The sequence below is a fragment of the Streptoalloteichus tenebrarius genome (assembly GCF_024171885.1).
In the GTDB taxonomy this organism is placed as follows: Bacteria; Actinomycetota; Actinomycetes; order Mycobacteriales; family Pseudonocardiaceae; genus Streptoalloteichus; species Streptoalloteichus tenebrarius.
The window spans coordinates 1-24653 of sequence record NZ_JAMTCP010000013.1 but is presented as its reverse complement, the minus strand read 5'-3'; the positions used below and the strand labels follow the sequence as shown (position 1 = coordinate 24653).

Sequence of the window (24653 nt, the reverse complement as noted above, 5' to 3'; positions counted from 1 at the left end):
CGCCAGCCCGCCGCCCCGCACCAGGTCCTGGACCCCGTCCTGGCCGCCCGTCCCCGTCGCGCGCCGAGCGCGGCCGTCACGGGCGGTGCGGACGGTGCGGGGCTCGTCGGCGGGTGAGCTTCGATGACGACCGTGGCGCTGCTGCACCCCGGTGCGATGGGCTCCGCCGTGGCCGCGGAGATCCGGCGGAACGGGCACACCGTGCTGTGCTGCCCGGCGGGGCGCAGCGCGCGGACGCGGGCGCGGGCGGAGGAGCTGGGGCTGGTCACCACGGACCTGCCGACGGCGTTGGACAGGGCGGCCGTCGTGCTGTCGATCTGTCCCCCCGTGGCCGCCGAGGACGTGGCGCGGGAGGTGGCCTGGCTCGGCTACACCGGCGTGTACGTCGACGCCAACGCGGTGAGCCCCGAACGGGCCCGGCGGATCGCCGCGATCGCCGGGTCCGGCGGGGCCACCGCCGTGGACGCCTCGATCATCGGCCAGCCGCCCGGCGAGACCAGCACCGCGCGGCTGTACCTGTCCGGGCCGCGCCTGGCCACCAGGGCGACCGCGCGGGTGGTGGCGGGGACCCGGTTGCAGCCGGTGCGCCTGGGCGACGAGCTGGGCAGGGCGAGCGCGTTGAAGATGGCGTTCGCGTCGTTCCAGAAGGCCAGCCGCACGCTGGCGGCGGTCGCCCACGCGCTGGCCGACCAACACGGGGTCACCGACGCCCTGCTCGCCGAGGCCGAGCGGATGCCGACGCGGCTGTTGGCCGACCGCGCCTACCTGCCCAGCGTCGCGGCGCGGGCCTGGCGGTGGGCTCCGGAGATGGACGAGGTCGCGAGGGCGCTCGACGCCGCGGGGCTGCCGGCGGAGCTGGCGCAGGCGACGGCGAGCGTGCTCACGGTGTGGGGCTGCGAGAAGGACGAGGCCGCCGCGCCGGTGGCCAGGGTCCTGCGCCAGCTCCACCTGCACGGCTAGTTCCCGCTCCCCCCGCCGGATCGGCGGGAGCGCGACGAGGGAATCCCTGTCCCTCTCCGGTCGCGCTCCCGCCGATGGGCGTTTTCCTTGCCACGTCAAGGAGAAACGGCCGCCCACCCTCCGCTCTCCGGGGCGGGGACGCTTCTTCTCGCCCTTCCGGCGCGGGAAAGCCCTGAGCACGCACAGCACATCGGCCTCCGCACGACACCACTGTGGACGGTCCCCCGATCGGCGAGAGGGCGACACTCCGACGCGGGAGACCGGGCCGACACCCCGGACTTGATGCCCCAAACGAGTGAACATGAGGGGAAGGACTCCCCCTACTGACCAGTTCAAGGTCAACTAACCGCGTCGGTACGGAAAACAATCGGGGCGACGGAGGTTTCGGGAACCAATCCGAAAAACTCTCACGTCCGCCTCGCGCTCACCAACGAGGTGGTGGCTCCGGGCTGCGCGGAATCGTCGGGCAAACGCTTACCGAGCCCCGTTCGGGGCGGTCAAACTTTTTCCACGAGGGAGCGTGAGAATGTCAGTCACGCACGAGTTCGCGAACGCGGCGGGGACGGCGGGCCGGGAACGGCACCGCCGAATCACCGTCGCGGTGGTGGACGGCAGAGCCGTCGTCCGCAGAGGAATCCCGGCCATGCTCTCCGTCGCCCCCGAGATCCGCACGGTCCGGTGCTTCTCCGGTGTTTCCCGGGTGGACGAGGTGGCGGGCTTCGACGTGCTCGTGCTCGGCGTCCACTCCCGGCGCGACCTGGGCCTGCTCACCCTGGCCAACGACCTGGCGGGGCGCAGCCGTGTCCTGCTGCTGTGCAGCTCCGTGCTGATGGCGGCGACCCTGGCCCTGCTCGACGCCGGCGCGGACGGGTACCTGACCACCGACGCCCCGGAGCAGGCGGTGCGCGACGCGGTCCGCCGGGTCGCCGACGGCCAGCCCTACCTGGGCGGACCCGTGGCGGAGCTGTTGCGGCACTCCGCGCCGAGCACCGGGGCGCCCCGGCTGGCCCCCAGGGAGGCCGAGCTGCTGCGCCACCTGGCCGACGGGCTCACCCACGCCCAGGCCGCGCGCAGGATGGGCGTGGCCGTGGGCACGGTGGAGACCTACGCCCGGCGGATCAGGACGAAGTTCGCGGTGGTCGGGCCGGTGCAGCTCGCCAGGCTGGCCCGACAGGCCCAGTTGCAGCGAATGCTCGACTGACCGGGTGACGCGCTCAAGTCTCCATATTCGGGGACTGTGCCGGCGCGAGGCGCTCGGAGACCGTTTTCCCCGGGGGCGGCGACGACCGAAATCGGCCGGAAACGGGAGCGCATTCGATGGACCTCGCGGCGTTCTACCTGCTGCACTGCCTGGCGGACGAGAATTTCTACGACAGCGTGCGGTGGTGGGACGACTCGGACAGCCGGTTCGCGTTGGCGGACCAGGAACCGCCGGCCGGGTGGGACCGCGCGGAGCGGGGAACGTGGGTGTTCCTCCTCCCGCCCGGCCGGCGACTTCCCGACCAGGGGTGGAAAGTGCACGTCTCGGCGCACGTGACGAATTGCGCCGAGGTTCTCGCGGTTGTGCGGGACTTCTGCGTCGAACACCGGGTGGCGTTCAGGTTCCTGCGCAGCGTCGCCGCGGTGCGCCTGGCCAACTCGAAACACGCCGACCGCGCCTCCAGCGGGAGGTTCTGCACGCTCTACCCGGGCGGCGTCGACGAGCTGGACCTCGTGCTGACCACCCTCGGCGAGGCCCTGTCCGGCCAACCCGGCCCGTACGTCCTCGGCGACCTGCGGTGGCGGTCCGGCCCCCTGTCCGTCCGCTACGGCGCCTTCCGCCGTCGGCACCGGATGGACGAGACCGGGGAGCTGGTGCCCGCCCTGACCGACCCGTCGGGGCGACTGGTGCCCGACCCGCGCGGCGTGGCGTTCCGCGTCCCGTCGTGGGTGGAGGTGCCCGCCCGGCTCGCCGAGCAGATCGCGGCCCGCGACGCCGACCGCGTCACCCTGCCCTACCAGGTGCGGGAGGCGTTGCACTTCTCCAACGCCGGCGGCGTCTACCTCGCCGTCGACCCGAGGAGCGGGCGCCGGGTCGTGATCAAGGAGGCCCGCCCGTTGGCCGGGCTCGACGGCGAGGACGTCGACGCCGTGGAACGGCTGCGCCGCGAGCGGTCCGCGCTGGAACGACTGTCCGATGTGGACGTCGTGCCCTCGGTGCTCGGCGGTTTCGTCCGCTGGGAGCACCACTTCCTCGTCGAGGAGCACATCGAGGGCGAGCCCCTGACCCGGTGCGTCGAGGCGCGCCACCCGTTCTCGCTGCCGGACCCCTCCCGGGAGCGGGTGGCCGCGTTCACGGCGTGGGCGCTCGACGTCCTCGACCGGCTGCGCGCCGCGGTCGACGTCGTGCACCGGCGCGGACTGGTCGTGGGCGACCTGCACCCCTCCAACGTCATCGTGCGGCCGGACGGCCGGGTCGCCCTGGTGGACCTGGAACAGGCCATGCCGGTGTGCTCGCGCCGGAACGCGGCGCTGGGCGCGCCCGGCTTCGCCGCGCCGCCCGACCGCGTGGGCGTCGCGATCGACGACCACGCCATGGCCTGCGTGGCGCTGTGGATGTTCCTGCCGTTCGCGCCGGTGCTGCGCGTGCGCGACCCCGACAAGACCGAACTCTTCCTCGGCGTCCTCGCCGACGACTTCGGGGTGCCGGACTCCCTCCTCACCGAGCTGCGCCGGCAGTTCCGCCCCACGCGGGCCACGGCGACGCCCGAGCCGGCCGAGCCGGCCGGGACGGCCGGGGCCGCGGTGGGCCAGCGCCGAAACCGTCCACTGAGGACAGTCGAGGTCGAGTCCCGGCGCGCGGTGCGGCGGGCGCTGGCCGACCCCGGCCCCTCCGACTGGCCGGTCCTGCTCCGGTCGATCGCGCACGGCGTGCTCGCCAGCGCGACCCCGCTGCGCAGGGACCGCCTCTTTCCCGGCGACGTCGAACAGTTCCGCTCCGGAGGCGTGAACCTGGCCCACGGAGCGGCCGGCGTGTTGCTCGCTCTCGCCAGCGCCGGCGCGCCCATCGACCCGCACCACGTCGACTGGCTGCTGCGGGCCGTCCAGGACTGGGACACCCCGCGCCCCGGGTTCTACACCGGGCTGCACGGCGTCGCCTTCACCCTCGACCAGCTCGGCCGGCGCGCCGCCGCGCTGTCCGTGCTGGACAGGGCGGTCGAGCTGATGAGCGGCGGGGTCCCCGCGCGGGGGCTCTTCGGCGGACTGGCCGGCATCGGCCTGAACCTGCTGCACTTCGGGCACGCCACCGACGACGTCGTGCTGCGCCGCAGCGCCCTGGTGGTCGCCGACCAGCTCGCCGACCAGATGGTGGGAGCGGACGAGCGCGGCGACCCGTCCCCACGCGCGGGCCTGGCCCACGGCGGGGCCGGCATCGCCCTGTTCTTCCTGCACTGCTACCGCGACACGCTGGACACCGCGTTCCTCGACCTCGCGGCCACCGCGTTGCGGGCGGACCTGGCGCGCTGCCGGGTCGGAGCCGGCGGCGCCCTGCACGTCGTCGAGGGCGGCGACGCCCTGCCCTCCCTCCACTCCGGGGCCGCCGGCATCGGCCTGGTGCTGCGGGAGTTCCTCCGCCACCGGCACGACGAGCGGTTCGCGCACGCCCTGGACCGCGTCCGCCGCACCTGCCGCGTCCAGTCGGTGGCCTTCCCCGGGTTGTTCTCCGGCCACGCCGGGCTGCTCGCCACGGCCGCCGTGCTCGGGGACCAACCCCCGCTGGCGAACCCGGCGGTCCGCGCCCACCTGCGCCGCCTGTCCTGGCACGCGGAGTTCCACCGCGGCCGGCTCGCCTTCCCCGGCGAGCAACTGTTCCGGCTCTCGACGGACCTGGGGACCGGCGCGGCCGGCGTGCTCCTCGCCCTGGCCACCGTCTTCGAGAACCGCCCCGGCTTCCTGCCGTTCCTGCCCGTCGGCACCGACCCGCTCGACGCGGAGCCGGAAACCAACGGGGGCCACTGGGTCGGACTCCCCGCGCCCCGGTGCGGAAGCGGCGCGCGATGACACGCACCGCCGCCGCGCGCCAGGGCTCCCCACCGCGCCACCGGAGCACACCGGCCCGGCGCCCCGAGACCACCACGGACGACGCGCTCCGGACTCCTCCCTCCCCGGAGGCCGCGCCGGCCGTGCGGTGGACCCCCGCCCCCGTCCCGAGAGGAGGTGACCAGATGACCACGATCCTGGAGCTCCAGGAGCTGGAGCCCAGGCACGGCCCCGCGCCGAACCCGAGCGACGTGCTGAGCACGCCCCTCCACGGGCTCCCGTGCCCGTGAGGTGACTGATCCGGTCGGCCGGCGGGCAGGGCAACTGTCGAACCGGTCCCTGTCGGCGCCCACGCGCCCGCCGGCCGGCACCCACCCCGCGGGTCCGACGACGCCCCGCGCGTCGTCCCCGCCCGCCCCGGCGTCCCGAGGGAGGCCCGTGCCACCCCCGTCCCGACTCCTGGCCAACCGCGACTTCCGGCTGCTGTGGCTGGCCGCGAGCACCACCGCGGTCGGCTCGCTCGCGGCGGCCGTCGCGCTGCCCCTGCTCGTGCTCGCCACCGGCGGCTCCGCGGCGGAGGCCGGCCTGGTCGGCTGCTGCGTGCTGGCCGCCGCGGCCGCGGCGGCCCTGCCGGGAGGCCGGCTCACCGACCGGCACGACCGGCGGACGGTGATCACGGTGTGCGCGTGCGGGAGCGCGGTCGCCACCGGCCTGCTCGCCCTGGCCGTGCGGGCGGACGAGCACTCCCTGCCGCTCGTGCTCCTCACCGCCGGGGTCGACGCCGCGCTGCGCGCCACGCTGGGCGCCGCCGAGATGGCGGCCCTGCCGCGCCTCGTCCCCGGCCCGAGCCTGCCGAGGGCGCTGTCCGCCCACCACGCCCGGCTGGCCGGGGCCGCGCTGGCCGGCCCGCCGCTGGGCGGGGCCCTGTTCGAACTGGCCCCCGCCCTGCCGTTCGCGGTGGCCGCGGCCGGCTCGCTCGTCGCGGCGCTGTGCGTGCTCGCGATCGACACCCCGCTGCCCGCCCCCCACCGCGAGGAGGGCTCCGGGCTGTTCGCCGGGCTGGCGTTCCTGTGGCGGGACGGGTTCCTGCGCCAGACCACCCTCGTGCACGCCGCGCAGAACGCCGTGTTCAGCGCGGTCCCCCTGGTCGTGGTGGCCGTCGGCGTCCGGCACCACACCTCGGGGCTGTCGATCGGACTCGTCTACGCCACGGTCGGGGCGGGCGCGCTGCTCGGCTCGGCGCTGGCCACCGGCGTCGGCCACGTCCTGTCGCCGTGGTCGGCGGTGCTCGCCACCTGCTGGGTCCCCGCGACCCTGCTGGCGCTGTCCGCCAGCGCGCCGGTGCTGACCGTCCTGGCCGCCGCCCTCACCGTCAGCAGCGGGGTGAGCCCGGTCGCCGGCGCCGTGCTCGGGTCCCTGCGCCTGCTGCGCACCCCCGACGCGCTCCGGGGCAGGGCGCAGGCCGCCGCCGCGCTCGTCGGCACGGCCGCCACCCCGCTCGGCCCACCCGCGGCCGGCCTGCTGCTCGACCGCGCCGGCCCGGCCGCCGCCCTGCTCGCGCTGGCCGCGGGCCTGGCCGCGCTGGCGGTCGTGGTGACCTCCAGCAGCCGCCTGCGACGCCTCCCTCCCCTGCTGCCCACGCGGCAGGCCGACCCCGACGGAGAACACGGAGAACCCGGTGCCTGACCGCCCCGACTACCCGATCACCCCGCTGCGCCCTCGGTCCCACCGGATCGGCGGGATCGAGTTCGACGACCCGTACCAGTGGCTGGAGGTCGACAGCCCCGAGACGCTGGCCTGGCAGTGGGCGCAGGACCGGCTGGCCGTCCGACGCCTGCGCGGCGGGCCGGCCTGGGAGCAGGCGCTGGCCGCCGCCCGCCGGTTCCACGCCTCCGTGCTCGACCATCACCCGCCCGAGCCGCACGGGCGCTGGTGGTTCCGCGAGCACGTCCCGCGGGGGGCGCGGCTGCCGGTGCTCGACGTCTCCGACACCCCCACCGGCAGGGGCCGCCGCGTGGTCGACCTGGCCGAGCTGGTCCCCGACGGCCCGGCCACGATGCTGTGGCAGCCCTCGCCCAACGGCCGGTTGCTCGCCCTCAGCGTCGGCGGCCCCGCCCGGCCGCCGCTGTTCCGCGTGATCGACACGGCCACGGGCGACGTCGTCGTCGACGGCCTGCCCCGCCCCGGCCACTGCCGGGTCACCTGGCTGCCGGACAGCCGCCGGTTCTTCGCCGTGGTCGTCGACCCGGCCCGACCGGACGGCGCCACCCAGGTCCTGCTGGTGCGGGTCACCGGCAACGCGGCCAGGCCCGAGATCGAGCCCCAGGCGCTGCCGCCCGGGTTCGCCGCCCGCAGGATCACCGTGTGCCAGGAGGGGCGCTGGGCGCTCGCCCACGGCCCCTCCCGGCCCCACTACCAGCGCGACCTGTACTCCAGCGTGTCCTGGCGCCCGTTCCTGCGCACGGTCCCGGGCTCCTTCCGCGGCACGGTCGTCGGCGACAGGTTCGTCGCCGTGACCGACGACCGGGGCCCCAGGGGCCGGCTGGTCGCGATCCCGCTCAGCGACGGCGGCCTGGACCGCCGCCGCTGGCGCGAGCTGGTGCCGCCCGGTGACGCGGTGATGTCCTCGGTGACCGCTGTCGGCGCCGAGCTGGTGCTCGCCGAGCACGCCGACGGCGCCACGCGCCTGCGGCGGATCGGCGTGGACGGCGGTGTCAGGGGCGAGATCCCGCTGCCGGAACCCGGCATGGTGGGGGCGGGCGGCGGCAGGGACACCGGGCTGGTCGCGCCGGCCGGCGCCGGCTGCGCGTTCGTGTTCTCCTCGCTGACCCGCGCCCCCACGGTGTACCGGTACGACTTCCCCACCTCCGCGCTGCACCGCCTGACCCGGCCGCACGCCGTGGTCGACGACGCGCGCGTGATCGAGGCGACCGCCCCGGGCGTGGACGGCACCCCGATCCCCTACAAGGTGGTCCTGCGCGGCGACCCGGAACGCGGGCCGCTGCCGGCGGTCATCGGCGGCCACGGCGCCCTCAACGTCGCCTGGCTCCCCGCCTACCTGTCCGGCCTGCCCGCCGCCTGGGTCCACCTCGGCGGGATCTACGTGCACGCCCACCTGCGCGGCGGCGGCGAGTACGGCGCCGACTGGTGGCGGGCCGCCCGGCGCCGCACCAAGCAGACCACCGTCGACGACCTGCACGCGATCGCCGCCGACCTCGTCCGGCGGGGCTGGACCAGCCCGGACCGGCTCGGCGTGGTCGGCGCCTCGCTCGGCGCGCTCGCCTCGGTCGCGGCCATCACCCAACGCCCCGGGCTGTACCGGGCGTGCGTGGCCACGCTGCCCCTGCTCGACCTGCTCCGCTACCGCCAGGACCGGGCGACCCCGGCCGACGCCGTCATCGCCGACCTCGGCGACCCCGACACCCCGGAGGACGCCGCCGTCCTGCACTCCTACTCGCCGTACCACCAGGTCCGGCGAGGGACGCACTACCCGGCGGTGCTGCTGGACTGCGCCGCGCTCGACCGGAGCTGCCCCACCTGGCACGGCCGCAAGATGGCCGCGCGCCTCCAGGCGGCCACCGTCGGGCCGCACCCGGTCCTGCTGCGGGTGCGGCAGACCGGACCCGCCAGGGAGAACGGCCAGGAGGACCGGCTCCTGCGGGAGGCCGAGCAGCTCGCGTTCCTGATGACCGAACTCGGCCTGTGCTCGGCGGCGGTGTCCTCGGCGCTGACCGGGTCGGCGTCGGTGTCGGTGCTCAGCGAATCCCGACGGCGCGCAGGCGCTCGGCCCGCAGGGCGTCGACCTCGGGGATCGACAGCGGCGCCAGCTCCGTCCCCGTGACCATGGACAGCAGCCGGTCGGCGAACTGCGGGTTGCGCGCCAGGCACGGCCCATGCAGGTAGGTGCCGATCACCCTGCCCTGCACCGCGCCCTCCACGGCGTTGACGCCGTTGCCGACGCCGGACAGGACCGCGCCCAGCGGGCGGGCGTCCTGGCCCAGGTAGGTGCAGCCGCCGTGGTTCTCGAACCCGGTCAGCAGCTCGCTGCCGAACGCCGGGTCGGGCCGCACGACCAGCTCGCCGATCGCCCGCTTGGGCATCGGCCGCGTGCTGACGTCGAGCAGGCCGAGCCCGCCGTGCACCACGCCGTCCGAGCCGACGAACGAGGTGCCGAGGATCTGCATGCCGGCGCAGATCGCCAGCACGACCGCGCCCCGCTCGGCCGCCGCGACGAGCGTGCCCTGCTGCCGCAGGTGCCGCACGGCCACGAGCTGGGCGACGTCCTCGCCGCCGCCGATCATGTAGAGGTCGCAGTCGGCCGGCACGAACTCGCCGGCGTTGATCTCGACGACCTCGCTGTCGATGCCGCGCAGCCGCAGCCGCTCGGCCAGCACGGCCACGTTGCCCCGGTCACCGTAGGTGCCCAACATGTCCGGCAGGACCAGGGCGATCCGCACGGCCGAGGTCCTGGGGGTCCCGCTCATGCCTCACCCTTCACACGCAGCATCCGGAACGCGGTGTAGTTCGCGATGACGTCGAGGTCGCCCGGCGGGGCCAGCCGCACCGCCTCGACCGGGTCGGGGTTCATGGTGACGTCGACCCTGGCGTAGCGCAGGCGCACCGCCATGTCGGCCGCGCGCTCGCCGGCCACCACCACCTGCGCGCCCGCGAGCTGCTCGAACGGCACGTCCCACAGCCACGACAGGTCGAAGCCGTCGGCCTCCCTGGCGTTGACCACGAGCATCACCGGGCGCCCGCTGGTGCGCACGAGCTGGAGCATCTCGTGCCAGCCCGCCGGGTTCTTCGCCAGCAGCAGCCGCACCTTGCGCCCGCCGATCACCAGGTCGCCGTAGCGGCCGGCGACCTCGGAGACCTCCCTGATGCGCGGCAGCGCGGCCTCGGGCACGACGCCGAGCTGGGCCACCGTGGCCATCGCCAGCGCGGCGTTGCCGTAGTTGACCTGGCCGGGCAGGTTGAGCTGGAGCTCCAGCTCCCTGCCGCCGTCGGTGACCACGGTCTGGCCGTGCACCGACCACGCCGGCTCCGGCCGGCGCAGCCCGCACGAGCAGGCCCAGCGCTCGACCGAGACGTCGATCCGCTCGCCGCACTTGGGGCAGCTCGCGGCGTCGCCGGTCCAGCGGCCGCCGCCGACCGACACCCACACCGCCCTGCGGGCCGGCTCGGCGGCGAAGACCACCATCGGGTCGTCGGCGTTGGCCACGACCACGGCCTGCGGGTTGTCCACGACGACCTGGCGCAGCCGCGCGGCCACGGTGCGCACCTCGCCGACCCGGTCGATCTGGTCGCGGCTGAGGTTGAGCAGCAGGATCGCGGCGGGCCGGGTCTGCTCGGCGGCGACGTCGAGGTGCATCTCGTCGACCTCAAGCACCGCGTAGCGGGCGTCCGGCCTGGCCATCAGCGCGGCGACGTGCCCGTCGGGCATGTTCGCGCCGGTGCTGTTGCTGGCGACCGGGCCCGCCGCCGACAGCGCCCTGGCGACCATCGAGGTCGTGGTGGTCTTGCCGTTGGTGCCGGTCACGAGGACGACGGTGCGGCCGGCGGCCAGCCCGGACAGCACGTCGCGGTCCAGCGCCATGGCGACGCGGCCACCGATGATCCCGCCCTCACCGAGCCCGGCGGTGCGCGACAGCCAGGCCGCGCCCTTCCCGAGCTTGGTGGCGGCGAGCGTGCGCCGCCGCTTTCCCGGATCGCGCGAACCCACCAGGCCCACCACCATCTGCCGTCCCATCCCGCTCGCCGTCACGCGTGCCGGTCCCGGCCGCCGGCGGTGGCCGGCGGTCCGGTGCGCCGGCCACCGCCGGCGCTCCACACCCCGTACGGCAGACGTCCGCCACCGCCCCGGGTTGCCCGACCGCTCGTCGCTGCTTTCCCCCAATTGTTGCGGATGGGTCTCGGTGCGCCCGAATTCCGCAGGTCCGAGCCGGTTTTCCCTCTCTGGTGCCACCGGTGGTGTGACCGAGACGGCAGCCGAACACGGCGCGCGAGGGCTCGCGTCGGGCCGGTGGCTAGGGTGGCGGTGTGCGGACACCCCGACGACACGACCACGACGCGGGCGGGCCGTCCGAGCTGCTGGCCGCCAAGGCGGAGCTGCGGGAGCGGGTGTGGGCCGAGCTGACCGACGCCCGCGTCGCCCGGTTCCCCGGCGCGCGCGGCCGCATCCCGAACTTCACCGGGGCGGAGGCGGCGGCGGAGCGGCTGCGCGCCACCGAGGCGTGGCGGCGGGCGCGCACGATCAAGGCGAACCCGGACTCGGCGCAGTGGCCGGTGCGGCAGCGCGCCCTGGAGGACGGCAAGACCGTCTACATGGCCGTGCCCCGGCTGGCCGAGGAGTCGCCGTTCTTCCTGCTCGACCCGGCGAACCTGGCGGACACGCCGCGCAGGGCGTCCTCGATCAGGGGGGCCACGGCCTCCGCGGTGCGGGTCGCGGTGGCCGACCTCGAACCGGTGGACCTGGTCGTGACCGGCTGCGTCGCGGTCGACCGGCACGGCACGCGCCTGGGCAAGGGCGGCGGGTTCAGCGACCTGGAGTTCGCGGTGGCCGCCGAGGCCGGCCTGGTCGGGCCGGAGACGCTCGTCGTCACCACCGTGCACGAGATCCAGGTCAGGGAGCCGGGTGTGATCCCGTCGGTGGACCACGACGTGCGGCTGGACCTCGTCGTCACCCCGGAGCGGGTCATCGACTGCCGGGACGGCTCGCCCCGGCCGAGGGGCGGCGTCCGGTGGGACGAGCTGACCGAGGAGAAGATCGCGGCGATCCCGCTGCTGGCCAGGATGCGCGCCGAACGCGACGGGACCGGCTGACGCCACCCGACAGGGTCTGACGCGCCTGACGCCACCCGACAGGCTGACCCGGCCGTCCGACAGGGCTGACACGACTGACGGGCGTCATGCGTGGGCGGTGGGGACGTGCGGCGACCGAGGACGTACCCGGTCGCGTCCCACGCATGACGCCCGCCAGGAGGATCGGGTCGGTCCGCCCCACCAGGCTGCCCCTCCTTACCGGGAACGGACCAGCCCGACCCGACTCGGACCGGCGGTGGGCCACTCCCCCGAGCTGCCCCGCCGCGCGGTCACGTCACCACGTTCAGGTTCCGCGGGTGGCGGCCACCATGCCGTCGACCGCCCTGACCCGACGTGCGGTCGTCGGGACGTCCACGGCGGGCGCCTCGCCACCCAGAACCGATCTTGGACTCGGCCGTTCCGGTGGAGCATCGTGGAAACCCCGTATTCCGGGTCGCGGATTCCGTAGCGTCACCCCCGTGCCGGGATTGGTGGGCAGGTCGGGTCAGCTCGGCGCGTGGGGCGCGACCCTGAGGGCGTTCCCGTCGCGGTCGGCCTTCGTCGAGGTGGTCGGCGAGCCGGGCATCGGCAAGACCCGGCTGCTCACCGAGTTCGCCGCGGTCGCCACGGCCGAGGGGCGCCGGGTGTCGTGGGGCGGGGGCTCGGAGTTCGAGCAGGAGGTGCCGTTCGGCGCCTTCCTCGGGATCTTCGACGAGCTGCTGCGCGACCGGGAGGCGGAGGCCGACCCGCTGGTCACGGCGGTCGTCTCCGGGCAGCCGGTCAGCTCGGTCGCCGCGGAACGGCACCGCATCTACCGCGCGGTGCGGCGGTTGCTCTCCGCCGCCGGCGCGCGGGTGCTCGTGCTCGACGACCTGCACTGGGCCGACCGGGCCTCGCTGGAGCTGCTCAGCCACCTGCTGCGCCACCCGCCGGCGGGCCCGCTGCTGGTCGTCGGCGCCTACCGGCCGCGCCAGTGCTCGCCCCGGCTCGCGGCGGCGATCGCGGAGACCGCGCCCGCCCTGGACCGGGTGCGGCTGGACGTGGACCCGCTGTCGGAGGACGACGTCGCCGAGCTGTTGGGCGCGCGGGCCGGCGGCTGCGCGCCGCGCCGGCTGTTCCTGGCCAGCGGCGGCAACCCGTTCTACCTGGAGGTGCTGCGCCACCTGCCGGACACGGCGTGGACGGCCGGCCCCGCGCCGGCGCTGGACGGGGACCTGCCGGCCCCGGTGCTGGCCGCGCTGCGCCGCGAGCTGGTCGACCTCCCCGCCGACGCGTTGGCCGTGGCCAGGGCGGCGGCGGTGATCGGCGACCCGTTCGACCCGTCCCTGCTGCCCGAGGTCGCCGACCTGCCGGAGGAGGCCGCGCTGACCGGGCTGAACACCGTGACCGAACGGGACCTCGTGCGGCAGGAGGAGGGGCGGCGCTCCTTCCGGTTCCGGCACCCGCTGGTCAGGAGCCTGGTCTACCGGGACAGCAGCGGGGGCTGGCGGATCGCCGCGCACGACCGGGCCCGCCGGGCCCTGGCGGCCAGGGGCGGCGGCCCCCTGGCGCTGGCGCCGCACGTGCTGCGCGCGGCCACCGTGGGCGACCTCGACGCGGTCGCGCTGCTGCGCCGGGCCGCCACCGACGTGCTGGACACCGCGCCGGCAACGGCCGTGGAGTGGTTGCGGGGCGCGTTGTCGCTCCTGCCGCCGGGCCGTGACCCCGCGGCCCGGCTGGAGATGCTGGTGATGAAGACGAGGGCGCTGGCGATGACCGGCGACCTCGGGCGGAGCCGGGAGCTCCTGCACGACATGCTCGCGTCGGCGCCCCGGCGTCCCCTCGGCCTGCGGGTCGCGTTGGTCGCGCAGTGCGCGCTGGTGGAACGGGTGCTCGGCCACTACTCGGCGGCGGCCGGCATGCTGACCGCCGAGCTGGCCGAGCCCGACCTCGCCGGGACCCGCGCCCACGCGACGCGCCCGACAGCCCCGCCGGACGCGGCAGTCCCCACCAAGGCCGAAGTCCCGTCCGAGGCGGCAGTCCCGTCCGAGGCGGCAGTCCCGTCCGAGGCGGCAGTCCCGTCCGAGGCGGCAGTCCCGACCAACGCGGCCGACGCGACAGCCCCGTCGGACACGGCGGAAGCGGCGGAAGCGGCGGACCCGACCCTCTCCCACCCCCTGCGGCTGGAGCTGGCCACGGTCGCGGCCCTGCGGGGTCGGTTCGAGCAGAGCCGCGCGCTGGTGGCCGCGCTGGGCGACCACGCCAACCGGGTGGTGGTCACCGCCGCGCACGCCGTGCTCGCCGTGGGCGGAGCGCACACCGGCGCGATCCACCAGGCCCGGCGGTCGGTGGAGCGGGCCGCCGCCGGGGTGGACGCGATGAGCGACCGGGAGCTGTCCGGCGTGCTCGACGCGGTCGGCCAGCTCGGCTGGGCCGAGACCCTGCTGGAACAGCACGCGGCCGCGACGCGGCACCTGGAGCGCGGGTTGGCCCTGTCCCGCCGGTTCGGCCAGAACCACGTGGTCACCTACTTCCTGCTCGGCCGGTGCTTCGCGGCGAACGCGCTCGGCGAGCTGGCCACCGCCGTGGAGCTGGCCGGGGACGCGGCCGAGAGCGCCCAGCTCATCGCCAGCCGGCCGATGACCGCGATGGCCCACGCGCTGCGCGCCAGCGCCGAGCTGTGGCTGTCCGGCCCGGAGGGCGCGGCGCCATGGGCGGAGCGGGCGGTGGCCGCGACCGACCGGCACACGTGGTGGTGGGACGCCGCCGGCGGGGCGCTGAGCAGGGTGCGCCTGGCGCAGGGCCGGCTGGCCGAGGCCCGCGACCTGCTCGCCGACGTGCTCTCCCGTCCGGCGGGCTGCATGCGACCGACCTGGCTGGCGCTGCGCGCCGAGATCGCGCTCGCCGCGGGGGACCTGCCCCTGGCGCGGCGGTCGGCGGCCGAGGCCGTGGACGAGGCGACCGCGCTGGAGCTGGCCGGGCAGCGGGGCGGCGCCCTCGTCGCCGCGGCCCGGGTCCACCTGGCCGACGGCCGGCTCGACCTGGCCGAGGACGCGGCCCGCCGGGCCGAGGAGGACCAGCACGCCGTGGGCCAGCCGCTGCCGCGCGCCCGCGCGCTGGTGACGGCCGCCGAGATCGCGCTGGCCGCCGGCGACGCGGCGGCCGCGGCCGAGCACACCCGGCGGGCCAAGGCGATCGCCAGGGAGCGGGGCGCGACCGGTCTGCGGCCGCCCGTGCTCGACCTGGAACGCCGGCTGGGGGCCCGACTGCCCCGGCCGTCCGAGCCCGACCCGGCCGGCGGGGCTGGCGTCCTCGGCGCGCTCACCGGTCGCGAGCGGCAGATCGCCCAGCTCCTCGCGGCCGGCCTGAGCAACAAGGAGATCGCCGAGCGGCTGGTGATCGCCCCGAGGACGGTCGAGACCCACGTGACGCGGGTGCTGCGCAAGCTCGCGGTGCGGTCCAGGGCCGGCGTGGCGCGGCTGCTGCCCGACTCCGATCCCGTCTGAGATCGTCTGAGATCGCCCGAGGTCCTGTCCGGGAGCCCGTCGATCCCCGTTTGGGGCGACCCGCTCCAGCCGGGCCGGCGGAGGCGGCGGGTCGACGCGCCGTGGCGCGTCGCTTCGCGGCAGCCGTGCGGCGGCGGGCCCGCGCCCCGGAGGGGCCACCGGACCCGACCCGGCGGACGAGGGTCCGCCGTAGCCGGCCCGGTGGCGCCCACCGTCCGGCGGAACGCTCCTCAGGTGGTGGCCATGCCCAGGCCGAACGCCTCGGCCACGGCCTCCCTGCACCACCGCATCCTGGCCACGGTGATCTCCGGGTACTCCCCGTAGGCCTGGGCGAGTTCGCAGGCGCAGGTGCTCGGGTCGCCGCTGTGGGCCCGCAGGCTCGCGCGCACGGCGTCGCGGACCTGGTCGGGGGATGGCCGGTCCTCGGGGCGGAGCGGACTACAGAACAGGGCCTCGGCGAGGTCGGCCAGACTCTCGCCTCGACCATCCGACTGCGCGTCGTTGCGCATCGTCATCACGGTGCTCTCCTCCCCACCTCGCGGGGGTTCGGTGTGTCGGCGAAGGGACGGAGCAACACCCGTCGGCTGACGGATCACCAGCCAGTATCCACGCGTCACCCCCCGTTTGTTCGCGCCTCGCCCAAACTGCCGCCCAACGTCGGCCGACCCGTGCTCGACCCGCTCGCCAGGACGACACGGGGGCACACGAACGGTGACGGTCGGGGACCGGAGGGGAGCCGACGGGCACCGACGGGAAGGACGCGCGCCGCCTCCCCGGGGCCGGAGCGGCGCCGCGCCGGGACGGGCCGTGATCATGGACGTCCCCCCGGCGTGTCGCGTCGCCCCGCACCGGACACGGGTACCCGGAACGGACACCGTTACCGGACGGAGATTGGCCCGTACGGCCCACGGGCGCACCCGCCAATGACCACACCGAGGGCGGTCCGCCGGGGGCGACACGGCGAAAAAATCCGTTAAAGCGGACGAACGCGCGACGAAACAAATGATGACGAGAGGGGCCGACTCGGTCCATACTTCACGTCCCCGCACGGACCCGTGGCACGGCTCGCGCGACCAGTCAACCACCCCGGCGCAATCATTTTCACCAGACGGGACCGCGGGGGCGCTCCCCTGGCCCCGGAGTAGCGGACTCTGGGCCGAATGGCGGAAGACACGGCCTGGACCTCGACCAACGTCCAGGTTGTTGCGCCGTTCGGCGGCACCACGTTCACCCGTCCGCTCCCGCCCCTTATACCGGACACCCGTCCTGGACGCAATGTCCCAGGGTCCACGTCCCACGGAGAGCGTCATCATTCCAAGGAATTGGAAACCGACCGAAAGAACGGCCTCCCCCCCGAAGGAATTAGGCCGACCCGGTGACGCGGGTTGCTGGTCGCAACCCGACACGTTTCAATCCGGCGATGTGGGGAAATTGCCGTCGGCCGTCATCGTGGTGGAAAGCCGCGCAGGACGCACTGGGGGACCGCTCCACGGGCGCGCGGGCGCCCTCGGACCGGTCACGCCGAAGGCCCCCGTCACGCCGAACACCACTGGGGAGCCCAAGATGCTGGGAACGTTGGACAGGGAAGAGGTGCAGTTGGTGCGCTGGCCTGCGGAGGCCGCGCTCCGCGACCACTGCCGGGCGTTGGGCGTGCCCCGGCTGCTCGTGGTCGAACGCGGCGCCTCCGCGCCGATCTCCGCGGACTTCCGCGAGGACTGGGTGCGAGCGCCCATCTGCAAGAACGACCTCAAGGCCAGGGTGGCCGCACTGCGCGCCAGGGTCAGCGCGCACCGCGTGCCCCAACTCGACCCCAGCGGGGTGATCCGGTTCGGCACCCGCTCCGTCACCATCTCGCCGACCCAGGCGGAGCTGCTCGAACTGCTCGTGGAGCGCTTCGGCCAGCTCGTGCCGCGCAAGGCGCTGGGTGCCAGGATCGCCGGCCGGCCCGGCGGCGCCACGCGCAACGCGCTGGACCTGCACATCATGCGGCTGCGGCGGCGCATCCAGCCGTTGGGCCTGGCCATCCGCACCGCGTGGGGCAGAGGCTACCTGCTGGAGGCGGCCGAGCTGGACGGGCGCTGACGGGCGCTGACGGGCGCTGACGGGCGCTGACAGCACTGACCGCCGCTGACGAGCACTGATCGCCGCTGACGGCCGCCGACGCGGCCGCCACCGCGCACACGACGGGGCCGGCGGGCTCACCTTCGGGGGAGCCGCCGGCCCCGTCGGCGTGTCAGCGGGGGCCACCCGGCTGGTAGTCGCCGACCGGCGGCCGCTGCACCGTCATCAGCCGGTTCCACGCGTTGATCGCCACGATGGCCATGACCAGCTTCGCCAGCGTCGGCTCGTCGAAGTGACGCCGGGCCTCCTCGACCACCTCGTCCGACACGTGCCCCCGGTCGAGCAGGGTCAGCGCCTCGGTCAGCGCCAGCGCGGCGCGCTCCGCGTCGGTGAAGAACGTCGTCTCCCGCCAGGCGTTGAGCGCGTAGAGCCGCTGCTCGGTCTCCCCCGCCGCCCTGGCGTCCTTGGTGTGCATGTCGAGGCAGTAGGCGCAGCCGTTGAGCTGCGACGCCCTGACCTTCACCAGCTCCCGCAGGATCGGGTCGAGGTCCCCCCTGGTGGCCGCGCTGAAGGCGAACATCGCCTTGTAGCCCTCCGGCCACGCCTTGCCGAGATTGATCCGGTAGTCGCTCACCCCGGCGAGGCTAGGTGCGGCTCCGGCGACTGGTCCACGATCCTGGACCAGTTCCGCGCTGGAACACTGGACCAGTGACCGAGCTGCACCTCGACCTCCCCCCGATCCGCCCGCTGCGGGTCGCGATCGAGCAGGCCCTGCGCGAGGCGATCCACACCGGCCGGATCACCACGGGGTCCGCCGTGCCCTCCACCCGGGAGCTGGCCGCCGCCCTCGGCGTCTCCCGGGGCACCGTGGTGCACGCCTACGACCAGCTCATCGCCGAGGGCTGGCTGACCGCCCGGCAGGGCGCGCCCACGATCGTCGCCAGGGGCCAGGTGGCGGAGAGCGCGGTGTCGCCGGCGCCGCCCCCGCCCCGGCCCCGGTGGGACCTGCGGCCCGGCCACCCCGACACCTCCCTGTTCCCCGCGCGGGCGTGGACCAGCGCGCAGCGCGCCGTCCTGGACAGGGGCGAACCCGACGCCCACGAGTACCCCGACCGGCTCGGGCAGCGGGACCTGCGGGTGGCGTTGGCCGAGCACCTGGCCCGCAGCCGCCGGGTCCTGTGTCCGCCGGAGCGGATCGTGGTCTGCCCCGGCTTCGGCTCCGCCCTGGTCACGCTGGCGACGATGTTCCGCGCGCTCGGGCACCGGGCGATCGGCATGGAGGACCCCTGTTTCCACCTCCACCGCCAGCTCCTGGAGCGGGTGGGGCTGCGGGTGCGGCCGGTGCCGGTGGACGACCACGGAGTCGACCCGGCCGGGCTGGTCGGCGTCCCCGTGCGCGCGCTGGTGGTGACCCCCGCGCACCAGAACCCGCTGGGAGCCACGCTCACCCCGGGACGCCGCCGCCAGCTCGTGGAGTGGGCGAGGCGGGTCGACGGCTACCTCGTCGAGGACGACTACGACGGCGAGTACCGGTTCGACCGCAGGCCGGTCGGCGCGCTGCACGCCCTGGACCCGTCCCGCGTGATCTACGCGGGCACCGCGTCGAAGACCCTGTCCCCCGGGCTCCGGCTGGCCTGGCTCGCGGTCCCGGCCCGCCTGATGGACGCGCTCGCCGCCGCCGTCCCGCTGGGAACCGTCCCCAGCCTCGACCAGCTCACCCTGGCCGAGATCCTCCGCGACGGCCGGTTCGCCCGTCACGTGCGGCGCGGCCACGCCGAGTACCAGCGCCGGCACCGGCGGCTGGTCCGGCTGCTGGCGACGGTGCCGGGGGCGCGGCTGACCGGCATCGCGGCCGGGCTGCACGCGGTGCTGCGGCTGGCCGGCGGCCCGGCCAGGGAGCGGGAGCTGCTGGCCGCCGCCGCGGAGCGGTCGCTCGCCCTCTCGGGTCTGGAGCCCTACTGGCACGGCCTCCCCCGAGCGGGTGGTCTGGTGATCGGGTACAGCCGACCGCCCGTGGCGGACGCCGACGCCGCGATCGACCAGTTGGTGGATCTCCTCCACTCCACCCGCTGACCCTGCTGACACCCCACCCGGTCGGCTCGCACCCGGCCAGCCCTAGGCGGCGCTCGCCCGTTCGGCCGGGCCACGGCTGGTCCGGTCGACCCACACGACGAGACCGGCGGCCACCAGGAACGCGGCCGCGACCACCCCGAGGACGAGGGGGAGCCCGGCCGAGCCGAGCACCGACACCAGCCGGGGCTCCAGGCTCGCGCCGAGCACGAGCGTCACCAGCGACAGGGACAGGACGGAGTCGCGCGCCTCGCCGGCCACGGCGGCCAACGCCTCGTGCAGGGCCGGCGCGGCCACCGCCACGCCGAGCGTCACCAACACCAGGGCCACGGCCACCACGCCCACCGAGCCGCCGCCCACGGCCAGCGCCGCCGTGGCCGCCGCGTCGACGACCAACGCCGTCGCCGCCACCCGCAACGCCCGCAGCCGCCGGAGGAATCCCCCGGCCAGCGCGACGAGCGCCACCGGGGCGACGGCCGCGGTCCGCACGGCGACCATCGTGTCGGCGTCCCCGCTCACCGTCTCCGGCCCCAGCGACTCCAACGCCGTCCCGACCACGCCCACGCCGCCGAGGACGGGCGCCATGGCCAGGCACAACACGGCCGCCCTCGGGCGCGCCAGCACCTTCCCCTTCTGCCGCAACGACGGCAGCAGCACGCCCCTCGGGCCGTGCACGGCCGTGGCCAGCACCAGGTGCAGCCAGGCCCCTGACCAGACCAGGGCCACCGCGCCCGCCCCGAACACGCCGCGCCACCCGACGAGCGCGGCCACCGCCTCGGCGAGGGCAGGGCCGGCCACACCCGCGCCGACCACCGTGAGAACGACCCACCGCGCCGCCGCCGGCCACCGGTCCGGCGCGACCCGGTCCCGCAGGTGGGTCAGGGCCCCGGCGAGGAAGAACCCGGCGCCGACCCCCTGGACCACGCGGAACGCGCCGCCGGCCGCCAACGACGGGGCCGCGGCCAGCGCGGCGCTGCCGAAGGCGAGCACGGCCATGGCCAGCGCCATGGCCGGCCGGGTGCCGAGCCGGCGGGCGGCGGACCCGCCGAGCAGGAAGGCCGCGACCGCGGCGACGCCGAACGCGCTGACCAGCTCGGTGAGGTCGGCCGGCGGGGCCGACCAGTCCCGTCCCAGCTCGGTGAGGAGGGGGACCACCGCGTACTGCTGTCCGGCGACCAGGACCGTGGTGAGGACCATCGCCGTGACCGCGCGACGCCGCCGCTCCCACGGCGCGACGGGCGCCACCCCGGTTCGGTCTGCTGTTGGGTCGTCTGGGGTCCGGTCCGCGGTCTCGTCGGTGGTCGTGCCCCCGGTCCGGTCCGCGGTCCGGTCTGCGGTCGGGTCTGCGGTCGGGTCTGCGATCCGGTCGGCGGGCTGGTCAGTGGTCGGGTCGGCGGGCTGACGGAGGGTCGGTTCAACGGGTTGGACAGTGCGCTGGTCGACGACCGGAGCGTCGACGCGGTCGGCCTTCTCGGGCACCGACGAAGACATACGGGTCGCCCCTCCCCTGGCTCCACGTCTGGTCCCGCCACGGGTCACCCGCCGGTGGCCGAGCCCACCGCGGACCGCGCGCGCCGCGGTGGACGCCCCGGCGGATGTCCCGGGCGACACGGTAGGAACCCCGGTCGGGACGGGTCCAGCGAATCAGCCGATCCCACCCGCGCGGACGCGCGGCACACCCCGTTCGTCCCGCACCCGATCAGGCCCCGCGTACCCCGGTCGGTCGGCCCAGCAGCTCCCGCCCCAGCAGGGTGGCCCCCACGACCGCGGCCGGCATCACCACGACCGCCGCGAACGGCACGATGCTCAACAGGTAGGTCGGCACCCCCATGCCGAGGACGAGCGCGCGACGCCCCCGCAGCGCGCGGCGGCGCTCCGCCAGGCCAAGCCCCCGCCGTTCGAAGGCCACACCCACCAGTTCCAGCACGAGCATCCACGCGCCGACGCAGGCGCCGACCACCGGCACGACCGTCTGGCCGAGCACGGGGATGAACCCGGCGAGGAACAGCGGCACCGCGCACAGCGCCGACACGAACACCAGCACCACGGCCTCGCGAAGGCCCCGCGCCAGGCCGCGCAACCACCCGGTCTCCACCGCGTTCGGCACGCCGCCCAGCCCGTCCTCCACGATCTCGGCGATCCGCTCGTAGAACGGCTCGCCGACGGCGAGGGTCAGCGCGCTGAACGCGACGACGCCGACCGCCACCGCCCCGCCGAGCACGGCGATCCCGGCGACGATCCTGGCGGCGAGGCGCGCGGTGTCGCCCCAGCCGTCGGCGAACGGGGTCAGCCACGCGGCGAGGTCGCCGATCCACACGGCCAGCGCCACCCACGCGCCCAGCATCAGCACGGAGGTCAGCAGCGCGGGGACGGCCCCGAGCACCAGCAGCCGCGGGGAGCGCAGGACGATGCCCCACCCCCGGCCGAACAGGCGCAGCCCCGTGACGAAGTCCCGCATCCGTGACCCTTCCTCCTGTCGAGAACCCGGCGGGCATGATCGCACGTCACCCGCTCGTCGGTGGGTGGAATGCTGGGAGGCGTGTATCGGGAGCGGTCCTCGGTGTTGCCCGGCTCGGCGGTGTGGACCAGGACAGTGGGGGCGGAGGGAGACAGCCACCGGGTGCTGCCCGACGGCTGCCTCGACCTGATCTGGGTCGACGGGTGCCTGCTGGTGGCCGGCCCGGACACGACCGCCCAGGTCGCGGTGGGCGCGCCGGGCGCGTCCTACACCGGCCTGCGGTTCGCCCCCGGGGTGGGACCGGCGGTGCTCGGCGTGCCGGCCCACGAGCTGCGGGACCGCCGCGTGCCGCTGGCGGACCTGTGGCCGTCCGCGCGGGTGCGCCGCCTCACCGACCAGGTCGGCGCGGCGGCGCGGCGGGGCCGGTTCCTGGAGGAGGTCGCGGCGGAGCGGCTGCGCCACACGACGACTCCACCGGACCCGGCCCTCCCGGTGATCGTGGCCGGCGCGGCGGCCGGCGAGCCGGTCACGACGACCGCCGAGCGGGTCGGGGTGGGCGCGCGGCAGCTCCACCGCCGCTGCCGCGACGCCTTCGGCTACGGACCCAAGACCCTGGCCAGGGTCCTGCGGCTGCGCCGCGCGCTCGCGTTGGCCCGGTCGGGTGTGCCGTTCGCCGAGGTCGCCGGCGGGGCGGGGTACGCCGACCAGGCCCACCTCGCCCGCGAGGTGCGGGCGCTGGCCGGCGTGCCACTGGGGGACCTCGTCCGGCCCGCCGCCTAGGTCCTGTCCTGCGCGTCCTCATGACCTGGGTGAACGTGGTGCGGTCGTTGATGTTGCCGCCGGTCAACACCACCGAGTAGTGACCGACCGTGGCCGCCGCAGGCGAGAGGGATCGTCGTGGTGGGTCCACCGCGGGAGCAGCCGAGGGCGTGATCATCTGGCTCTCACCCTGCACTCCGCACGATCCCTCTCCCTTGTGGGGGACGCGGAGGTGCGGCGCGCCGGCGGCGTGCTGGTGGGCACGCACGAAACTGGGGCCGACCCGAACCTCCCGGTCGAGTTCGTTCATCGCCTCGGCGATCACCCGCACACCTGTCACCCGAGTGGTCACGGTATTGGCGCGTGACCAGACCAGCCATCCCGTTGATCGCACGGATGCCTCGTCCGCCGTGGGCGTCCCATCGCACGGGAGGCGGGCAACAACGGCTCGATCGCCTGCACCAGATCAGCCACATCGGCTTTGAAGACAGGCCCGAGGGTCTGTTCTCAAAGCCGGATGAGCGGGGTGGCCAGCTCGATCACGCCTCGGTGGGAGATGGCGGTCCGTCGTAGCGGCTGGCGATGGCGCGGAACTGCTGAAGCCGGCTAATGCATCGTTCGACCACGGTGCGGCGGGGGTCGGCGGCGGGGTCGAAAGCGGGGAGGAGAGCGCCCGAGGGCAAGATCAACTGGCTCACCCTGCCCACCGCACGATTCGCCGTGAGTGACGCGGAGGTGCGGCGGCGTGCTGGTGGGCACGCACGGTACTGGAGCCGACCGAGACCTCCCGGTCGGGTTCACTGATCACCTCGGCGATCACCCGCACACCTGTCACCACAGTGGTCAGGGTTCCGACGCGTGACCACCGCCAGAGCGGGTCGACACCTCTCCCAGGGCTGGCCTATGCCGTTCCAGCAGGTCAAGCCACACAACAACGGCTCGATCGCCTACCACTGCTCGTCGGTCAACTCGTGCGCGCGTAACACGCCCCGGGCTCACATCAGATCAGCCACACCAGCTTTGAGGTCAGTACACCTAGGACGTGTCCTGCGTGTCGTCGAAGGAGCGGGGCGGCCAGATCACGCCTCGAGAGGAGGTGGTCCGTCATAGCGGCTGGTGATCGCGCGGAACCGTGTGAGCCGGTCGAAGCGGCGTTCGCCATGGTTCGGCGTGGGTGGATCACGGGATCGTAGGTGGGTGGCCGGCCACCGACCCGTCACGGCGGGCACGGTGGGCTTGCTGGCCCTGGCGCTTGGGGTGGTGGCCCGGCCCCCGACGAAGGTGAGCGGAGTGGGCGCGACTGGAGCAATCCTTGTCCGCGATCACCCGGCTCGCCTTGGTAGGCCATGCCGAACCGGGATGACGGAACGAGATGTCCGCATCACCTGGGTGAAATGTGGTGCGGTCACTGATGTCGACACCGGTGGGCACGATCGTCTGTGGCCGGCCGTGCCCGCCGCGCGAGAGAGGAATCTCCGTGGTCGGTCCGCAGTGGAAGCGGCCGATGGCATGGTCATCTGGTGCGTTGTGCCCGCCGCACGTCCCGCATACAGGGGGCGGGACGTGCGGCCGGCGCGACGGCGTGCTGGTGGGCGCGCACGAAGCTGGGCCCACTGAGACCTCCCGGTCGAGTTCGTCGATCGGCGGTTGATCGCGCCGGCAGGTCGAACCAGACCAACCACACCAGCTTCGCGGACAGCACACCTAGACGAGTAATGCGTAAGTCCGGGGTGGTGCCGGGAGACGGACGAAGGGTGCTCAAGATCAGTTTGTGACGACCGACCTGAACACCCTTCTCACCGCACTCTACGTCAAGATCGACGATTACCTGGCTGGCAGGCCCCGGTGGGGCCGACCTCCCAAGCTCACTGATGCGGAGCTGATCACCCTCGCGGTGGCCCAGGCGCTGCTCGGGTTCACCTCCGAGGCACGGTGGCTGCGGTTCGTGCCTGACCACCTGCCCGGGGCGTTTCCTGACCTGCCGGGCCAGTCCGGCTACAACCGCCGCCTGCGCGCCGCGTTGCCTCTGGTCAAGGAGG

Annotated in this window: 17 protein-coding genes and 1 pseudogene; 12 read left to right on the top strand and 6 right to left on the bottom strand. The window is 75.2% G+C overall.

Going from position 1 to position 24653, the window contains the following annotated elements; all coding sequences use genetic code 11:
• Window positions 1-123: 123 nt before the first annotated feature.
• The 6 genes from LX15_RS13700 to LX15_RS13680 all read left to right on the top strand — a co-directional run bounded on the left by LX15_RS13700 (window position 124) and on the right by LX15_RS13680 (window position 8821).
• The gene (locus LX15_RS13700; RefSeq protein ID WP_253669947.1) at window positions 124-960 is read left to right on the top strand and encodes an NAD(P)-dependent oxidoreductase; all 837 of its coding nucleotides are present in this window, start codon (window positions 124-126) and stop codon (window positions 958-960) included.
• A 526-nt stretch (window positions 961-1486) separates the two neighbouring features.
• Window positions 1487-2161, top strand: a complete 675-nt coding sequence (locus tag LX15_RS13695) for a LuxR C-terminal-related transcriptional regulator (RefSeq protein ID WP_253669946.1) — start codon at window positions 1487-1489, stop codon at window positions 2159-2161.
• A 116-nt stretch (window positions 2162-2277) separates the two neighbouring features.
• Window positions 2278-5001 (top strand): class III lanthionine synthetase LanKC, encoded by a 2724-nt coding sequence (gene lanKC, locus LX15_RS13690; RefSeq protein WP_253669945.1) that lies wholly within the window; start codon window positions 2278-2280, stop codon window positions 4999-5001.
• Between the two features lie 164 nt (window positions 5002-5165).
• Window positions 5166-5270 carry a noursin family copper-binding tricyclic lanthipeptide gene (gene norA / locus LX15_RS33845; protein ID WP_443729318.1) on the top strand — a complete coding sequence of 35 codons (105 nt, stop codon included), beginning with the start codon at window positions 5166-5168 and terminating at the stop codon, window positions 5268-5270.
• A gap of 148 nt (window positions 5271-5418) precedes the next feature.
• Window positions 5419-6666 carry an MFS transporter gene (locus LX15_RS13685; protein ID WP_253669944.1) on the top strand — a complete coding sequence of 416 codons (1248 nt, stop codon included), beginning with the start codon at window positions 5419-5421 and terminating at the stop codon, window positions 6664-6666.
• The gene (locus tag LX15_RS13680) at window positions 6659-8821 is read left to right on the top strand and encodes a prolyl oligopeptidase family serine peptidase (protein WP_253669943.1); all 2163 of its coding nucleotides are present in this window, start codon (window positions 6659-6661) and stop codon (window positions 8819-8821) included. Before LX15_RS13685 ends, LX15_RS13680 begins: the two co-directional genes overlap by 8 nt.
• Here LX15_RS13680 and LX15_RS13675 read toward each other — a convergent pair.
• Entirely contained in the window at window positions 8736-9464 is a 729-nt protein-coding gene (locus LX15_RS13675; RefSeq protein ID WP_253669942.1) for a type 1 glutamine amidotransferase, read from the bottom strand. The two genes, LX15_RS13680 and LX15_RS13675, sit on opposite strands and share 86 nt — an antisense overlap.
• Window positions 9461-10729, bottom strand: coding sequence for a Mur ligase family protein (locus LX15_RS13670; RefSeq protein ID WP_253669941.1), 1269 nt, complete (start codon window positions 10727-10729; stop codon window positions 9461-9463). The genes LX15_RS13675 and LX15_RS13670 overlap by 4 nt, the downstream gene beginning before the upstream one ends.
• 290 nt (window positions 10730-11019) lie before the next feature.
• Here LX15_RS13670 and LX15_RS13665 point away from each other — a divergent pair, with 290 nt between their 5' ends.
• Together LX15_RS13665 and LX15_RS13660 are read left to right on the top strand one after the other, a co-directional pair.
• Window positions 11020-11802: a 5-formyltetrahydrofolate cyclo-ligase gene (locus LX15_RS13665; RefSeq protein WP_253669940.1), complete on the top strand. Its 783-nt coding sequence runs from the start codon at window positions 11020-11022 to the stop codon at window positions 11800-11802.
• 458 nt (window positions 11803-12260) lie between these two features.
• A complete protein-coding gene (locus LX15_RS13660) occupies window positions 12261-15266 on the top strand; it encodes an AAA family ATPase (protein ID WP_253669939.1) in 3006 nt (1001 codons plus the stop codon).
• A 230-nt stretch (window positions 15267-15496) separates the two neighbouring features.
• On the opposite strand, the gene LX15_RS13655 is transcribed toward LX15_RS13660, so the two are convergent.
• Window positions 15497-15781, bottom strand: a complete 285-nt coding sequence (locus tag LX15_RS13655; protein ID WP_253669938.1) for a hypothetical protein — start codon at window positions 15779-15781, stop codon at window positions 15497-15499.
• 1048 nt (window positions 15782-16829) lie between these two features.
• On the opposite strand from LX15_RS13655, the gene LX15_RS13650 reads away from it, so the two are divergent.
• Window positions 16830-17348, top strand: coding sequence for a helix-turn-helix domain-containing protein (locus tag LX15_RS13650; RefSeq protein WP_253669937.1), 519 nt, complete (start codon window positions 16830-16832; stop codon window positions 17346-17348).
• 151 nt (window positions 17349-17499) lie between these two features.
• Here the strand turns inward: LX15_RS13650 and LX15_RS13645 are convergent, their stop codons facing one another.
• Window positions 17500-17961, bottom strand: coding sequence for a carboxymuconolactone decarboxylase family protein (locus LX15_RS13645; protein ID WP_253669936.1), 462 nt, complete (start codon window positions 17959-17961; stop codon window positions 17500-17502).
• Window positions 17962-18035: 74 nt separating this feature from the next.
• Here LX15_RS13645 and pdxR point away from each other — a divergent pair, with 74 nt between their 5' ends.
• The gene (gene pdxR / locus LX15_RS13640; RefSeq protein ID WP_253669935.1) at window positions 18036-19400 is read left to right on the top strand and encodes a MocR-like pyridoxine biosynthesis transcription factor PdxR; all 1365 of its coding nucleotides are present in this window, start codon (window positions 18036-18038) and stop codon (window positions 19398-19400) included.
• A gap of 42 nt (window positions 19401-19442) precedes the next feature.
• Here pdxR and LX15_RS13635 read toward each other — a convergent pair whose 3' ends face one another.
• Both LX15_RS13635 and LX15_RS13630 read right to left on the bottom strand, forming a co-directional pair.
• Complete coding sequence (locus tag LX15_RS13635; RefSeq protein ID WP_253669934.1) at window positions 19443-20642, bottom strand: MFS transporter; 1200 nt, start codon at window positions 20640-20642, stop codon at window positions 19443-19445.
• A 454-nt stretch (window positions 20643-21096) separates the two neighbouring features.
• Entirely contained in the window at window positions 21097-21855 is a 759-nt protein-coding gene (locus LX15_RS13630) for an EI24 domain-containing protein (protein ID WP_253669933.1), read from the bottom strand.
• Window positions 21856-21924: 69 nt separating this feature from the next.
• Between LX15_RS13630 and LX15_RS13625 the strand changes: the two genes are divergently transcribed.
• Both LX15_RS13625 and LX15_RS13620 read left to right on the top strand, forming a co-directional pair.
• Window positions 21925-22635: a helix-turn-helix domain-containing protein gene (locus tag LX15_RS13625; protein ID WP_253669932.1), complete on the top strand. Its 711-nt coding sequence runs from the start codon at window positions 21925-21927 to the stop codon at window positions 22633-22635.
• Window positions 22636-24385: 1750 nt separating this feature from the next.
• A pseudogene (locus tag LX15_RS13620) lies at window positions 24386-24653 on the top strand (IS982 family transposase); the annotation flags it as partial.